The sequence below is a fragment of the Streptomyces sp. NTD107 genome, from assembly GCF_059510435.1.
On sequence record NZ_JCAJZV010000003.1, the window covers coordinates 261,407 to 276,154 of the forward strand.

The 14,748-nt window shown below is 74.1% G+C and carries 12 protein-coding genes; 6 read left to right on the forward strand and 6 right to left on the reverse strand.

Annotated features, from left to right (window positions below):
• Window positions 1-207 precede the first annotated feature (207 nt).
• The 3 genes from AC5WRL_RS08820 to AC5WRL_RS08830 form a co-directional block, all read right to left on the reverse strand.
• On the reverse strand, window positions 208-1,563 hold the full coding sequence (locus AC5WRL_RS08820) for a lanthionine synthetase C family protein (protein ID WP_496087799.1): 1,356 nt from the start codon (window positions 1,561-1,563) through the stop codon (window positions 208-210).
• The gene (locus tag AC5WRL_RS08825; protein ID WP_496087800.1) at window positions 1,560-4,604 is read right to left on the reverse strand and encodes a lantibiotic dehydratase; all 3,045 of its coding nucleotides are present in this window, start codon (window positions 4,602-4,604) and stop codon (window positions 1,560-1,562) included. Before AC5WRL_RS08825 ends, AC5WRL_RS08820 begins: the two co-directional genes overlap by 4 nt.
• Window positions 4,605-4,734: 130 nt before the next feature.
• Window positions 4,735-4,926 carry a hypothetical protein gene (locus AC5WRL_RS08830; RefSeq protein ID WP_496087801.1) on the reverse strand — a complete coding sequence of 64 codons (192 nt, stop codon included), beginning with the start codon at window positions 4,924-4,926 and terminating at the stop codon, window positions 4,735-4,737.
• A 421-nt stretch (window positions 4,927-5,347) separates the two neighbouring features.
• Here AC5WRL_RS08830 and AC5WRL_RS08835 point away from each other — a divergent pair, with 421 nt between their 5' ends.
• The 4 genes from AC5WRL_RS08835 (at window position 5,348) to purU (ending at window position 10,016) form a co-directional block, all read left to right on the forward strand.
• Window positions 5,348-6,901, forward strand: a complete 1,554-nt coding sequence (locus tag AC5WRL_RS08835; RefSeq protein WP_496087802.1) for a hypothetical protein — start codon at window positions 5,348-5,350, stop codon at window positions 6,899-6,901.
• Window positions 6,902-7,094: 193 nt separating this feature from the next.
• Window positions 7,095-8,510: a DMT family transporter gene (locus AC5WRL_RS08840; protein WP_496087803.1), complete on the forward strand. Its 1,416-nt coding sequence runs from the start codon at window positions 7,095-7,097 to the stop codon at window positions 8,508-8,510.
• A 124-nt stretch (window positions 8,511-8,634) separates the two neighbouring features.
• Complete coding sequence (locus AC5WRL_RS08845) at window positions 8,635-9,081, forward strand: SCO4402 family protein (protein ID WP_496088002.1); 447 nt, start codon at window positions 8,635-8,637, stop codon at window positions 9,079-9,081.
• A gap of 44 nt (window positions 9,082-9,125) precedes the next feature.
• Window positions 9,126-10,016 (forward strand): formyltetrahydrofolate deformylase, encoded by an 891-nt coding sequence (gene purU, locus AC5WRL_RS08850; RefSeq protein WP_496087804.1) that lies wholly within the window; start codon window positions 9,126-9,128, stop codon window positions 10,014-10,016.
• Window positions 10,017-10,060: 44 nt separating this feature from the next.
• Here the strand turns inward: purU and AC5WRL_RS08855 are convergent, their stop codons facing one another.
• Window positions 10,061-11,503 (reverse strand): zf-HC2 domain-containing protein, encoded by a 1,443-nt coding sequence (locus tag AC5WRL_RS08855; protein WP_496087805.1) that lies wholly within the window; start codon window positions 11,501-11,503, stop codon window positions 10,061-10,063.
• Complete coding sequence (locus AC5WRL_RS08860) at window positions 11,500-12,108, reverse strand: sigma factor (protein WP_496087806.1); 609 nt, start codon at window positions 12,106-12,108, stop codon at window positions 11,500-11,502. Before AC5WRL_RS08860 ends, AC5WRL_RS08855 begins: the two co-directional genes overlap by 4 nt.
• 277 nt (window positions 12,109-12,385) lie before the next feature.
• On the opposite strand from AC5WRL_RS08860, the gene AC5WRL_RS08865 reads away from it, so the two are divergent.
• Together AC5WRL_RS08865 and AC5WRL_RS08870 are read left to right on the forward strand one after the other, a co-directional pair.
• Window positions 12,386-12,751 carry an STAS domain-containing protein gene (locus AC5WRL_RS08865; protein WP_496087807.1) on the forward strand — a complete coding sequence of 122 codons (366 nt, stop codon included), beginning with the start codon at window positions 12,386-12,388 and terminating at the stop codon, window positions 12,749-12,751.
• 200 nt (window positions 12,752-12,951) lie between these two features.
• The gene (locus AC5WRL_RS08870; RefSeq protein ID WP_496087808.1) at window positions 12,952-13,422 is read left to right on the forward strand and encodes an ATP-binding protein; all 471 of its coding nucleotides are present in this window, start codon (window positions 12,952-12,954) and stop codon (window positions 13,420-13,422) included.
• Window positions 13,423-13,520: 98 nt separating this feature from the next.
• Here the strand turns inward: AC5WRL_RS08870 and AC5WRL_RS08875 are convergent, their stop codons facing one another.
• On the reverse strand, window positions 13,521-14,681 hold the full coding sequence (locus tag AC5WRL_RS08875) for a flavin-containing monooxygenase (protein WP_496087809.1): 1,161 nt from the start codon (window positions 14,679-14,681) through the stop codon (window positions 13,521-13,523).
• Window positions 14,682-14,748: the final 67 nt, after the last annotated feature.

Consider the following 14,748-nt stretch of genomic DNA (forward strand, 5'->3'; position numbering starts at 1 on the left):
GCGGGTGGATCTGCGTCGCCGGGGGGACATGTCTCAGCCAGGGCGGTGGGGCGCTTGGCTTCGTGCGACCCGCGCCTGGCTTCGCGTGCCTGTGCCTGGCCGTGCCCGGTTCCGCGCGGTTCCGCGCGACCCGCGTCCGGCTACCCGCGCCCGCTTCGCGCGGCCCGCGGCCCGCGCCCCGCTTGGCCTGGCCTCGTTCGGGTGGACCTACGTCACCAGGAGGGACATGTCCCAGCCCAGGGCGGCGGGGCCGCCGCCCGTCGCGTAGGTGTCCAGGGACAGGGCCACGCCGGCGGTGCCTTCCAGGAAGGCGGGGCGGTCGGCCCCGTGGGGGGCGTCGGTGAGGGTGAAGCGGTAGCCGAAGCGGGTCTCGGGGCGGAAGTGCGCGAGGGTGAGGGCAGCCAGCTCGTCGTGGAGGCGGGTCAGCCGGTCGTCGTCGAGGTCCGCCTTGAGCAGGCCGACGATGTGCAGCAGCCCCGCCCAGCCGTGGCACACGCTCGCGTCGTCGTTGCCCCAGGTCGCGGGCGGCGTGGCGAGCAGCGGCAGCAGTGAGCGGTGCGCGAGCCGGTGCCAGTCGGCCCGGTCCAGGGCGAGCGCGGCGAGCTGGACGGCGCGGCTGATGCCGGGGGAGCCGTAGCACCAGGACGGCCGGCCGGGCAACGGGGTTCGGGCGCCCGGGCCTTGGGCCCACTGGTCCAGGGTGAGGAAGCCCGGCCAGTGCAGGCCGGCGCCGTCCTCGCCGTCCGGGACGGCCCAGTCCGTGAGCAGGGCCATGATGTGCTCGATCGCCGCCCGCTGCCCCGGCACGGTGACGCCCGCCCGCCAGGCGAGGGCGAGCAGCGCGAGCGGGCCCGCGATGCCGTGCGAGAGGCCCAGGTTGAGGTGCCCGTCGGGGAGTTCGGCCTCCTGTCCCAGCAGTGGCGCGGCCACCGTCCACCAGCGCGGTACGGCATGGCCCCGGTGGTCGACGGTGCCGTGGCTCATCGCCACCAGATAGCGCAGTACGGCGGCGAGTTCGGGATCGTCGTCCCGGCTGCGGGCGGCCAGCAGATGGCGGCCGACGCCGGTCATGCCGCGTACGGTCTCGAACTCGCCGTTGGTGTGCACCGGCGCGTCGGTGGTGTGCGCCAGGGCCGGGTACCGGGTGCGGACGAGGTCGCGCTGGTAGGCGTCGAGCCGCGTGAGCGCGGAGCGGTAGCCGCCGGTGGCGCGGTGGGCGATCAGGGTGGCGAAGGCGAGGGCGCCGGGCCCGTGGTAGACGCCGGTGGCCTCGTGTTCGGCACCGGCCGCGGCGGCCATGCCCCGGGCGAGGTAGCCGTGGGCGCGGGCCGCGTTGGACCGGCCGCCGGCCTCGGAGCCGCTGAAGAGCAGGGCGAGGCCGGGATAGCCGCTGGAGAGCGACAGATCGACCCACAGCGGGAGTTGGTCGCCACCGGGCGCCGCCGTGGCCCCCGGGATGCCGGTGTCGGCGGCCGTGGTGTCCGGGTCGGCGAGCCGGTCGCGGAGTTCGGCGGCGACGGCGAGCGCGCGGTCGCGGTGGAGTGGGGCGGTCCTGCCGGTCATGCGGGCACCTCGTTCCGGGTACGGAGCCGGCCGAGGTGGGCGCGGGCGGTGCCCCGCAGGATGGCGTAACCGCGGTTCTCCCGGTCCCGGTCGATGCCCAGCAGCCGGTTGTGCTGCATGTGCAGCAGCGAGAGCAGGATCCGGTCCCGGTCCGCCCTGGGCAGCACCAGTTCCCCCAGGGCACGCGGGTCGGTGGCGCCGGCCCACAGTTGGGCGGCGGCCGGGGTGTGCCGCTCCAGGGTTTCGGTCGTGCCGCCGGGCCGGATGAGGTCAAGGGCGACGGCCCTGTGCTGCTGGAAGGTGGTGTGGTCGGGCCCCTTGGGGAAGACCCGGTCCACCCAGCCGCACCAGTCCCACTCGCCCAGCGACTCCAGCAGGACGGCGTGGTTGTGGGCGGCCCGCACCTCGTCGGGCAGGCCGCGGCCGTCGAGTTGGGCGAGCGCCGACCGGCTGTCGAGGTGGAACATCCGCTCGGCGTACGGCAGCAGTTCGGGGCCGCCGTAGCGGTCCACCTCGGGCTGGTAGATGTCGAGGACCATGGTGCGGATGGTGCCGTCGTCCAGCATCCGGCTTATGTGCCGGGTGAGTTCCGGCAGTACCGTGCCGCGCAGCGTGTCGGGGGCGCCGTGCAGCCGCAGCCGCAGATGGGGCTCCGGGTCGGCGTAGCGCAGGAAGTGCCAGTGGTCGAGGTCGCCGGTGAGGTCCCACAGCAGCGCGGGCAGGGCGGTGCGCAGCAGGGCGTCGTGGGTGGCGGGTTCGGCGTAGAGCTTGGCGAACAGCCAGTGTTCGCCCGGCAGATGGCGCACCGGCCGGGAGAGGGGCGCCGGTGGCGTCTGTCGTGCCGTTGCCGCTGTTGCCTCCGGTGCCGTCACCGGTGTGTGGCGGGTCAGGGGGATGACGATCTCGGTGCTGTGGCCCTCGGCCCAGCCCAGCCCCCGCCCGTCGGCCGTCGGGTCCTCGGTGAGGATCAGCCTGCCGTCTGAGGCGGCGAGTTCGTCGCGCAGCAGCGAGCGGTGCCAGGGGTCGGCCAGGTCGATGCCGTACGAGCGGTCCCAGCGCACCACCTGGACCCGGTCCGGCACCCGGTAGCGGTCCCGCCAGGCCCGTACCGCCGCGTCCCACTCGGCGGGCCGCCGGGCGGCGTCGCGCATGCGGCGGTCCGGGGTCCAGCGCATGGGCGAGACGGTGACCCGGCCGTATGTCACCCGGGGCAGCACGGGAAGGGCCTCAAGCCCTTCCCAGTCCCAGCCGGTCCAGGTACGGGAGTGGCCGTGGACGATGTCGGCCATCAGCCGCACCACGGGTGGCGCCTCCCGGTCCAGGGCGAGCATGTGCGGCACCACCGGGATCACCTGCCGCCCGTCGTCGGGGCGCAGCAGGCGCAGGCCGTCCGGGGTGGCGGTGACCAGCAGCCGGCGCCAGTCGAGGGTGCCGGGGTCGCCCTGGTCGGCGAAGACCCCCACCGGAATCCGGTGCGGCAGCAGCGGGGGCACCTGGATCAGGTGGAGCGCCCGGCTGGTGTGCGGCCGGAACTCGACCTGGGCGGGGATGGCGTCGGGTGGCCCGCCGGCGGCGGCCAGTCGGGCGAGGCGGTCGGCGGTGCCGGTGAGGTGGGTGAAGCGTCCGGCGATGGCGCCGGCCGTCCACGAGCCGGAGTTGGGGGTGCCGATGAGCCGGAAGTCGCCGTGGTCGAGGGCGGCGCCGCTGTCGGCGACGAGCTGGAAGCACAGTTCGAGGGAGCGCGGTGGCTCGGCCTCCCCGGGGGTGGCGAGTGCGGTGATGTCCGCGTCGGTGAGGGCGAGTTCGCGGGCTTCGGTGAGCAGCGCGGCCTGGACCAGTTCGGCGGTCAGGATCCGCCGGTCGCGGCGGGCCGCCGGGTCGGGCGGGCCGGCCGGGGTGGAAGTGCCGGGGAAGTCGGGCAGGCCGATGCCCCGGTGCGGGTCGATGAGTTCGGCCAGCGGGACGGCGGCGTCGGTGCCGTAGCGCTCGACGAACCGGAGGTGGTAGTCGCGCATATGGGCGTGGGTGTCCCACTCGCGGGAGATGGTCCACATGGCCTCGGCGTAGCGCCGGGCCTCCTCGGCCACGCCGTGCGGCAGGGTGAGGTCGGCGTCGACGGCGAGGTCGACCTGGACGGCCGGCCGGCCCAGTGCGCCCTCGGGGTCGGTGAGTTGGCGCAGCCGGCGCCAGGCGGCGGCGCCTTCGCCGGGTGCCGCCGTACGGTACGCGGCGAGCCCGGCGCGCAGCTCGCGGAGGCCGGCGGCGGCGTCGGGCAGTGGGGTGATGGCGGTGGCGATCCGGTCGAGGAGGTCCTCGTCGATGAGCTGGGGGGTGATCGAGGTGAGCAGGAAGCCGTGCCGGATGAGCTGGCCGAACAGGGCGTCGATCCGTTCGGCGGGGGCGGCGGGGAACCGCTGGGTGGCCTCGGCGAGCAGCCAGTGGTAGGGGGTGGGCCGGGCGAGGGTGGTGTGGGCCCAGTGGACGGGCGCGGTGGCGCGGACCGAGAGTTCGCGGCCGGCCCGGGGGAGGACCAGCCGTCCGTCGCGTACCCGGCCGAGGTCGTTGGCGACGACCTGGACGCGGCGCCGGACGTCGGGCGATTCCAGCCAGTCGAGGACCCGCTCGCTCAGCCACTCGCCGTCGAGCCGGAGCGCCTTGGCACCCGGTCCGCGCACGGCGACCGTGCTGGTGGGCGCGAGTTCGGCGGTGGTGACGCCGGCGAACAGTCCGAAGGGGGTGGGCCGGTCGCCCCAGCGCAGCGCGTACCGGGTGACGGAGCGCGCGGCGCGGGCGAGGCGCTTGGCGTTCGGCTCGGTGCCGGCGTCGAGTTGGTCGAGGCGGTCGGCGAGGCTGTCGCCGGCGATCCGGATCGCCTCGCGCAGCCGGGGGTCGGCGGCGGCCTGCCGGATGCCGTCCGCCGAGTCGGGCGCCACGCCGGGCTCCGGGCGCGGCCGGGTGCCGCGGGGGACGGCGGCCATCCGCACCAGCAGGGGGGTGGCCGGATCGAAGAGGTGGTTCTCGCTGTCTGTGCCGTTCCGCACCGTTGCTCCGTGCCCTCGCTCCGGATGTGGTTCATCGGGGCCGGGGGGCGTGGCGGCCGGCCGCCACGCCCCCCGGGTTCAGCCGGGTTCAACCGCGTTCAAGCGGGTCGTGCGCCCGGGTGGGCCGGGATCAGAGGCAGCACTTCCAGCAGCGGGACTGCACACCCCAGGTGTCGGGGGAGGTCGGGGCGGCGGACTTCTTGGTGGAGCCGAAGGCCGCGCCCTGGGCGACGGAGCCCGCGTCGGAGATCTGGACGTCGAGGTCGAGGGCGCTCAGTTCGAAGGTGTCGTTGTGGTGTTCGAGCACGATTTCCTGGGACATGGTCAACTCCCCATCACTACGTGAAGGTTCTGCCGGAAACGGAACCTGGAGACTGGTCGATCTCCGGGTGTGACAATATTTTGAATTTTCTGACCGGAACAATGGCAATTTTGGCCACTACGTTCCGTAGGAGATCGCGCGCCACGATGGCCTCGATAGCCGTATTACCTTCCCCGTCGGCGTAAGCGCTCCGTCGCCGTTGCCGAATAAACAACGCTTTTCAGCCGCGCACGGATTTCACTTCATGAGCAGAACACGACGCCGTACGCGACCTCTCCGCCGCCCGCCGCGCGGTTCCGTGGGGTACGTCACCCCCCGGGTTTCTCAAACAGACCGCTGCGGGGGCGGGATCGTGGTGGGCGGCCTCGCGGAACCGGTAGCGTGACCGGGCGATCGGCGTTCAGCGAACAGGAGTTCCTAGGTGACCAGCCGCAACGGTCGGGACGATGAAGCCCGCGAGGGCGTGGTGCTGCCCTCGCACCGCGGGCCGTGGGACGACCCGGGTGCGGAGACCGTGACGGCGCCGACCGTGGGGCAGCCCTGGGGACAGCCGTGGGGCCCCGAGCAGCGCAACCCCGTGACCGCCCAGCCCACCCAGCCCACCCAGTCGTTCCAGCCCGCGCAGCCCACCAGCCCCCCGCCCGGGGGCGGACGGCACGCCGCCGCCTTGCCGCAGCAGCCCACCCCGCCGATGCCCAGCACCCCGCCGAGCCGCCCCGACGAGGCGGCCACCGCGCTGATCCCGCCGATCACCGACGACTACCACCCGGCGACGCAGCTCGTGCCGCAGATCACCCACGGCACCCCGCCACCCGCGCAGCACCATGAGGCGGCCACCCAGCTCATCCCACCGGTGGCCGATGACGCGCACGCCGCCGCCACCCAGCTGATCCCGCCGGTGCAGCCCGTACAGCCGGCGCGGGAGGACCCGTCCACGGCCAGGCTGCGGCAGCTGCCGCCGGGCGCGGCGGACCCGGAGGGCGCCACCCAGCTCATACCGCCGGTCAAGGACGTGGAGTCCACCACCCAGCTCCGCACGGTGGCCAAGCCCGCCGGGGGCGGGCGGCACGGCCGGCCCCCCGGCGCGCACGCCGCCGCCCCTCCGGCCGCCTCCGGCCTCGGGGCCACCCAGATGATGCCGCCGATCACCGACCCGCCCGGCCCCGCCGCCCGGCCCCCGGCCGCACCGCACGGTCACCGTGCGGGCCCGGCCACCCCGGCCGGGCCCGGCCACCCGGGACGGGCCGCCGCGCGCCGGGCTGCCGGACCCGGGCCTGCCGCGCGTAACTCTCCCGCCCTGCTCATCGCGATCGTCGTCATCGGCTGCGCGATCGTCGGGCTGGCCGCCGGCGCGCTGCTCGGAGGCGACGGCGGATCCGACGACGACGCACCCGGCGGCGGCACGGAGCAGCAGCGGCAGCAGCAGGAACCGGAGCAGCAGCAGGACGGGGCCGAGGAGAACGCGGAGGGTGAGGAGGGCGGCGACGGCAGCATCGCCCCCTGGGGCGCGGGGGACCCCGCCAAGGGCCAGGCCGAGGAACTGTCGGCGCTCCTGGCCACCAGCAGCGACAGCCGCGAGTCGGTCATCGCCGCCGTCGACCACATCAAGTCCTGCGACAAGCTCGGCGAGGCCGCCGAGGATCTGCGCGCGGCGGGCGAGCAGCGCAACGGCCTGGTCAGCCAGCTCGACCGGCTGACCCTGGACCAGCTGCCCGACCACCAGTCGCTCTCCGACGCGCTGCGCGAGGCGTGGCAGGCGTCGGCCGACGCCGACTACTCCTACGCGGCCTGGGCCGAGGAACTCAAGGACAACCGCCGCATGTGCCGGGGCGGCAACCCCCGGCACACCGACAACGCCTCCCAGGCGGAGCAGTCCAGCGGCAAGGCCACCTCCGCGAAGGAGCGCGCGGCGGGCCTGTGGAACCCGGTGGCGGGCCAGTACGGGCTTCCCGCCCGGGAGGCCAGCCAGCTGTAGCGGGCGGGCGAGCGGGCAGGCGGGCGACCGGGCGGGCGACGGGCCATCGGGCTGGCTGGCGGGCGAGCGGGGGCGGCGTCGGCCGCCGGGGGCGCGGGCCGGAAAGGGCACCGGGACCTGTAACGAAAACCCTTACCCGGCGCATCACTTGGGCACAGGTTCCACCACGGATCACAGAAAGTCCCCGAGACTCGTGCCCCCACGTCTGAATGCCGTATCCGTCGCCGCCCTGGCCGTCATGGTCGTGGCCGTTGCCGCCACGGCGCCCCTCACCGCCATCGCCACGGCCCCCGCGCTGGCGATGGCCGCCGGCCGGAACATCCTCGGTTTCGCCACCCTGGGCCCCGTCGTCGCGCACCGGCGCCGCGCGGAGGTCAAGCGGCTGCTGTCCCGGCAGGGCCGCAAGACGCTGCTGTACGGGCTGGCCGCCGGTACCTGCCTGTCGCTGCACTTCGCGGCGTTCATGTCCGCGGCCACCCTCACCTCGGTGGCGCTGGCCACCGCTCTGGTGTCCACGCAGCCGGTCTGGCAGGCGCTGATCTCCACCGCTCAGGGGGCGCGGCTCACCCGGGTGGTGTGGCTGGGGCTGGCGATCGCCATCGCGGGCGCGGCCGTGGCCACCGGTGGGGACGCCTCCGGGAGCGGCAAGGCGCTGCTGGGCGATCTGCTGGCGCTGGTCGCCGCCGTGGCGCAGGCCGGCTACACGGCGTTCAGCGAGAAGGCCCGCAAGCATGCGAGCACCGCCGTGCACTCCACGCTGTGCTCTTTGGTCTGTTCGGTGCAGCTGGTGCTGCTCTGCCTGGTGACGGGGGTGTCGGCGACCGGGTTCGACACGGTGAGTGTGCTGGCGCTGCTGGGGTTGCTGGTCTTTCCCCAGTTGCTCGGCCTGCTGTCGATGAACTTCGCGCTGGGCCGGGTGCCGGCGACGACGGTGAGTGTGGTGCTGCTGCTGGAGGCGCCGGTCGCGGCGTTCCTGGGGTGGCTGGCGCTGGGGCAGGTGCCGGCCGGGCTGGCCTGGCTCGGGCTGGCGCTGATCATGGCCGGGGTCTCGGTGGTCGTGGTCGACGACGCGCGGCGGGCCAAGCAGCTGGAGGGCCTGCGGTCGCCCCAGGACAGCGCGAGCGCCGCGCTCATCAGCCGGCCGGTCATCACCTTGGACGAGACGGCGGTCGACGAGGTGCACGGGCTGATCTGGCGGACCGCGCACGCGGGCCTGCACGGGGAGGCCGCCGGGATCGCCCGCGCCCTGGAGACCAGTGCCCTGCGGGTGCACGGTGTCGGGTCGCCGCAGGCCACGCACTGGATGGAGGTGCAGGCCGTGCTGGCCCGGCTGGCCGGGGAGCACGCGCGGGCCTGCCGGCTGTGGCTGACCGCCGCGCAGCACCGGCTGGCCGGCGGTCAGCGGGAGGATCCGGCCGAGATACGTGCCTGCCTGGACCGGGCGTACCACGAGTGGTGCCTGGTGAAGGACTCGCCGGTGATCGGTGAGCTGGCGCCGTCGCTGCTTCTGCTGTTCGCGGAGGTGCCCGGGCACCGGCCGGGGATCGGCGACATCATCCGGCGCCGGATGACGCGGCGCGGGATTCCCCAGCCGACGGTGGCCGCGTGACCGGACGCGGCCTGATGCGGCCTGACACCGCCTGACGCGACGCCCCACCCCCGCACATAAACATACGATCACTCCTGTGTCAGATATGGAAACCCCTTCCCGCCGCACCCGTCGTTCCTTCACCATGGGCGGCATGCCGCTCAACGACATGCCCTGGTGGCGTTGGCGCGCCAATGTGCGCTCGGCGCTGCATATGCTCTCGGACCCGGTGTTCCACCAGGAGCGCTGGCTCCCCGGCCTGCCCGGCTACGGCGACGTCACCGACGCCGTCTACCGGCTGGTCGAGGACACCTGGCTGGACAACTGGTCGGCGGAGAAGTACATCGGCACGGTCTTCCGGGACACCCAGGAGGCCGCGCTCGTCGATGTGGCGGTGCTGCGCGTGCTGCGCATCATGCACCAGGTCGGCGCGGACGCCCCGGTGGCCGCCTACCTCCAGCACCACGGCTGGCCGGAGGCGGTACGGGCGGCCCGCGAGGCGCACGTACGGCTGGCCACGGCCGACGGCGACAACCCGGACGTCCCGCCGACCTCCCTGGACGAGCTGGCCGCGACGGTGACCACGGTCTGAGCACCGTCCGGCCCAGCCTCCGGAATGTGCCACGCTTGGGCAGCATGAACGCCGCCGCCCCCGCTGCCGCCAACGCCGCTGCCCCCGATGAGTACGTGCTGACCCTCTCCTGCCCGGACAAACCGGGCATCGTGCACGCCGTCTCCAGCTACCTCTTCATGACGGGCTGCAACATCGAGGACAGCCAGCAGTTCGGCGACCGCGACACCGGCCTCTTCTTCATGCGGGTGCACTTCACCGCCGAGGGCAACGCCTCCACCCCGCAGAAGCTGCGCGCCTCCTTCGCCGCCATCGGCGACTCGTTCCAGATGGACTGGCAGCTGCACCGCGCCGACCAGAAGCTGCGCATCGTGCTGATGGTCAGCAAGTTCGGCCACTGCCTGAACGATCTGCTCTTCCGCGCCCGCATCGGCGCCCTCCCGGTGGAGATCGCCGCCGTGATCTCCAACCACACCGACTTCGCCGAGCTGTCCGCCTCCTACGGCGTCCCGTTCCACCACATCCCGGTCACCCCCGACACCAAGGCGGAGGCCGAGGCGGCGGTGCTGCGGATCGTCGAGGAGGAGGGCGTCGAGCTGGTGGTCCTCGCCCGCTACATGCAGGTCATCTCGGACGATCTGTGCAAGCGGCTGTCCGGGCGGATCATCAACATCCATCACTCCTTCCTGCCGAGCTTCAAGGGCGCCAAGCCCTACCACCAGGCGCACGCCCGGGGCGTGAAACTCATCGGCGCCACCGCCCACTACGTCACCGCCGAGCTGGACGAGGGCCCCATCATCGAGCAGGAGGTCGCCCGCGTCGGCCACGGCGTCACCCCGCAGCAGTTGGTGGCCATCGGCCGCGACGTCGAGTGCCAGGCCCTGGCCCGCGCCGTCCAGTGGCACAGCGAACGCCGCGTCCTCCTCAACGGCAGCCGCACGGTGATCTTCGACTGACGGCCACCACGCCGCCGCACCACCGCACCACCGGACCACCGCAGCTACAGCCGCGAGAGGGCGGTCAGCGCGCTCAGCACATCCCTGATCGCCGCCTGGTCGCCCTCCCCGCCCGCCGCCGCCTCGGCCGGCGACAGCCGCCCCGCCGCCAGCTGGCAGAACTCCACGTCGTCCAGCGCGATCTCCGCCACCGCGTCCCGCGCCGCCACCCGCGTCACCGCGGCCGTCGGCGAATCCAGCGGAATGTAGTAGTCCCCGCCGCCCGCCCCCTCGATCTCCAGATGGACGGTACGGCCCGGCATCCCCGCCGTCGTCAGCCGCGCCCGCGTGGTGGCCAGCCCGGCCCGCCGCCGTCCCGCGATCGAACCGGGCAGCCGGCGAGCCGTGAGATCCACCAGCAGCCGCAGATGCGAACCCAGCGGCGACTCGTACGGATACTCCACCGCCCGCGCGATGTCCTCGGCATGCGTCCAGCACGCGAACGCCCGGTTCAAATACGCGTCCGACAGCGCGACCCGTGGCTCCACCGCCGCGCCGAGCCCCGGGAAAAGCCCCGGATCGCAGTCCGGCACCGGCAGCGTCTCCTCCCCGGTACGGCCGCCACGGCGCGCCGCCGTCCGCACCAGCTCCCGGCTCTGCTCCCGCCACCGCGCCCAGGCCCGCGCCGCCACCACCCGGGCCGGCCCCGCCGTACCCCCGGCCGCCGTCACCTGCCGCCAGCGGGCCTCGGTCCGCTCCAGCGGATCGGCCGCCGCGTCCACGCCCAGCGGATCGGGCAGCCCCACCGCCCGGGCCAGCAGCCCGTCCATGGCCACCAGATGATCCAGCACCCGCGCGATCGTCAACGACCGCACCGCCGGCTCATCCCCCGCGAACCAGTGCACCCGTACCGGGATGTCCCACTCATCCGCGCTGATGTCGTGCAGCAGCGTGTCGAGCCGGGCCGCCTCGGCGTCGTACGGGCCGGCCCAGGCGGGCACCGGCCGCACCGCCGGACGCCGGGCGAGCGCGCTCTCCAGCACCCGGGCCCGCAGCTGCGGATCGAGATCGAGACCGCGCGGCGGCTCCAGCAGCGTCACCGCGTCCCGCAGCCGCAGCGCCTCCCCGGCGCAGCCGGCGCAGTCGCTCAGATGCGCCTCCACCCATGCCGTCTCCTGCGGGGAACAGGCGTCCAGCGCCCATACGCCCAGCAGCGAGGTGAGTTCCTGATGCGTCAGCCGCCCCTCTCCCTCCGGACCCGGTGCTGCTTGTGCTGTCACAGGGGTACGCGGCGGCGGGCCGGCGTGCCGCCGTGGCGCGGAGTCCCGGCGTACGGGGGTGCCGGGGGTTCCGGGGCTGCCATGGCTGCCCTGCTGTCCGCCGCGCGGCGCGGGCACCCGGGGCACCCCGGCCGGACCGGCGGACCCGGCACCCGTCCCACCACTCCCACCACTGCCGTCCGGTTCCTGCTCCCCCGGCTGCCGGCCGCCGGGCCACGCCGCCGTCATCCGCGAAGCTCCCGTCGCACGCCGCCGGCCTCGCCCGCGGGGGCGGCCTGGCCCGTCCCGCCCGCGTTGCCCGCGTCGCCCGCGTCGCCCTCCGCATAGGTAGCGGCGGAGGACAGCAACTGCAACCCCAGCCGCAGCCTGCGCCGCGCCTCAGCCTCCGCGATCCCCAGCTGCCGCGCCACCTCGCGGTAGTCGGCGTGCCCGCCCCTGGCCAGCTCCAGCGCCTCGCGCAGCGGCGCCGGCATGGCCGTCACGATGTAGTCGGCCCGCGCGGCCGTCGACGCGATCCGAATCCGCTCGGCGGACCCGGCCCCCGCACCCTCCAGGCGGCGCAGCCGCGCCACCGCCAGCCGGTGCGCCTCGGCGGCGATCCAGGACCGCATCGGCCCCTGCTCCGGGTCGAAGCTCTCCGGCGCCGCCCAGATCCGGGCGAACACCTCACGGGTCACCCGCCCGGTGTCCTCCTCGTCGGTCAGCACCCGCTGCGCGATGCCGTACGCCAATGAGGCGAAGCGGTCATAGAGTTCGGACAGGGCAGCGGCCTCGCCCCGCTCCAGCCGCCGGCGCATGTCGCGATCCCACTCCGGCGGTGTCTCATGTGCCATCCCTGCCCCCAAGCGTTCTCACACTCGGCACAACCTCCGACCCCGTGCGTACGTCAAATGTAGTGCGAGGGACTGTTTCCGCGCGCCCCTGAACGGCAGTATGCGCCCGCTCTTTCCAGGACGGGGGTGTTCGCGCCGGATCCGGTCCGGGTCGGATGGCTGGATGACCTGGGGTGGACGGCGGGCGCAGGGGTGTGACGCGTGAGACGCCGGAAAATGGGCAAGGGCGCAGAAGAGACGACCGAAGACCGAAGGACCGAGGGAAGAGGCCGCGGGCGTGACGTTGAGGGTGGATGCGGAGCTGTGGGGCGAGTGGGCGGTGCTGCGGGTCGCGGGCGAGCTCGACCTGGTCACCTCGCCCGTGGTGCGCCAGCACGTCCATGACGCGGTCGCCGACGGGCGCCGCAGCGTGGTGCTCGATCTGTCGCAGGTGCTCTTCTGCGACTCCTCCGGGGTCGGGGTGCTGATCGCCGCGCGCCGGCTGATGCGGTCCTGCGCCGGGCGGCTGCGGCTGATCCTGCCGGACCGGGGCGCGGAGGACGGCTCCCATGTCAACCGGGTGCTGGCCGCCCTCGGGGTGCGCCGGCTCTTCGACTGCTACCCCGATCTGGCGTCCGCGACGGCCGAGCCGCTGCCCGCCTGAGCGCGTTGCCGGTGTGCTGCCGGTGCGTTCTGCGCGGCTGTGTGCGGCCCTGTGTGCGATAAAAACGCGGGGATCTCGTACAGAAGAAGCACCCCGTACTCCTTTGCGTCGGAATAAGCGGGAAGTGCTTGTTGCCCGACTCGCCCTCAACCATGCTGTGCTGCACCGAGTTTGTCCGGCGGTTCGGAATGGTGTGAACGGTGCAGGTACAGGATCAGGTGCTACGGACCCAGCTGGAGGTCGGCCCCGAGCCGTCGGAGGTACGGCGCGCACGGCACTGGCTGCGTGAGCGGCTGGCCGGCTCCGGCGTGGCCGGGGATCAGATCGACACGCTCACGCTGCTGGTCTCCGAGCTGGTGACCAACGCCGTGGTGCACACCGGGCGCCCCGCCGTGCTGCGGCTGGCCCTGCGCGACAGGCGCGACGGGCGCGACGGGCGCGACGGGCCGGAAGGGCCGGAAGGGCCGGAAGGGCAGTCCTGCTGTCATCCGGTACGCCTGGAAGTGGCCGACCGCAGCGCCCTGGCGCCCCGGCCGCGCAGCGCCGAACAGGAGGACACCTGCGGGCGCGGCCTGGAGCTGGTCGAACTGCTGGCCGACCGGTGGGGCTGGCACCACGAGCCGACCGGCAAGCGAGTGTGGTGCGAACTGGACTGCCCGGCCGGCCTCTGAGCCACCGGGCACCACCGCCGTACGAATCCGGCCAGGTCCGGCAGGCACGCGGTGGCCGGAACGGCCCCGCCCGCTTGTCAGACCCGGCCCGCTCAGCCTCAGGAACGCCGGCCACGCGCTATCGCGGCAGCGATCCGCGGCGCGTCCCTGGCCAGTTCGCGGATCATCCCGCTGATGGGATTGGTGAAGCCGGTGAAGTACAGCCCCGGCGCCGCGGGATGGGTGTGCCTGCCGTGCACCAGCGGCCGGCCGGCACCGTCCAGCAGCCCCAGGTGCCCCACCAGCGGCTCCAGCCCGCGCCGGTAGCCGGTCGCGACGATCACCACCTGAGGCGTGATCGCGGTGCCGTCCGCCAGCAGCACCCGGTCCCCCTCGAACCCCGTCACGGCGCCGGTGATCTCGACCTTCCCCTTCCGTACCGCCCGGATCAGCCCGACATCCTGCACCGGAATCGCCCCCTCCCGCACCCGCGAGTACAGGCCGGTGGCCGGCCGGGGCAGCCCGTACCGCGTCAGATCGGGCAGCATCCGCGCCATCGGCCGCGCCGCCCGGTCCACGACCGCCACCGGCAGCCGCCGGATCAGCACCCCATTGGCCTGCGCCGGCCAGCCCAGCGTCGAGCGGCGCAGAATGTGCGGCGGAGTACGCACCGCGAGCCGTACCCGTCCCGCCCCGCCCTTGCCCGCCAGATCGGCGGCTATCTCGGCGCCGGTGTTGCCGATGCCCACCACCAGCACGTCCTTGCCCGCGTACGGGCCCGGGTTGCGGTAGCGGTGCGCGTGCAGCAACTCGCCGGTGAAGCCCTCGCGGCCCGGCCAGTCCGGCACGAACGGGGTGTGATTGAAGCCGGTGGCGACGACGACCGCCGAAGCCCGCAGCTTCCGCCCGCCGTTGGCCGACAGCACCCAGCCGCCGGAGTGCTCCGTCTCCCGCTCCACCCGGGAGACCTCGACCCCCGCCGCCAGATCCAGCTGATGATGGATCGCGTACCGCTCCAGATACCGCACGAAGTCGTCGCGGGCCACCCACCGCCCGGCGGAACGCGGGATCGGCAGCCCCGGCAGCGACGACCAGCGGCGGGTGGTGTGCAGATGCAGCCGGTCGTAGTGCCCGCGCCAGGAAGCGCCGACATCACCGGCCTTGTCGACCACGACGGCGCGGATGCCGCGCTGCTTGAGCGCCGCGGCGGCGGCGAGCCCGCCGGGACCCGCGCCTATGACGTGGACCGGGGGGAGTGGTTCGGACGTGGGCGTGGGCATGGCGTTGAGGATACGCAGAACGGACGGCGGGGACACCGGGTCGTACGGAGACAGGAACCGATCCCCA

Excerpts from the sequence above, each read along its gene's own strand:
- AC5WRL_RS08875 (WP_496087809.1), bottom strand. The coding sequence starts at position 14,681 with ATGCCCACGCCCACGTCCGAACCACTCCCCCCGGTCCACGTCATAGGC.
- purU (WP_496087804.1), top strand. The coding sequence starts at position 9,126 with ATGAACGCCGCCGCCCCCGCTGCCGCCAACGCCGCTGCCCCCGATGAG.
- AC5WRL_RS08860 (WP_496087806.1), bottom strand. The coding sequence starts at position 12,108 with ATGGCACATGAGACACCGCCGGAGTGGGATCGCGACATGCGCCGGCGG.
- AC5WRL_RS08855 (WP_496087805.1), bottom strand. The coding sequence starts at position 11,503 with ATGACGGCGGCGTGGCCCGGCGGCCGGCAGCCGGGGGAGCAGGAACCG.
- AC5WRL_RS08820 (WP_496087799.1), bottom strand. The coding sequence starts at position 1,563 with ATGACCGGCAGGACCGCCCCACTCCACCGCGACCGCGCGCTCGCCGTC.
- AC5WRL_RS08845 (WP_496088002.1), top strand. The coding sequence starts at position 8,635 with ATGGGCGGCATGCCGCTCAACGACATGCCCTGGTGGCGTTGGCGCGCC.
- AC5WRL_RS08830 (WP_496087801.1), bottom strand. The coding sequence starts at position 4,926 with ATGTCCCAGGAAATCGTGCTCGAACACCACAACGACACCTTCGAACTG.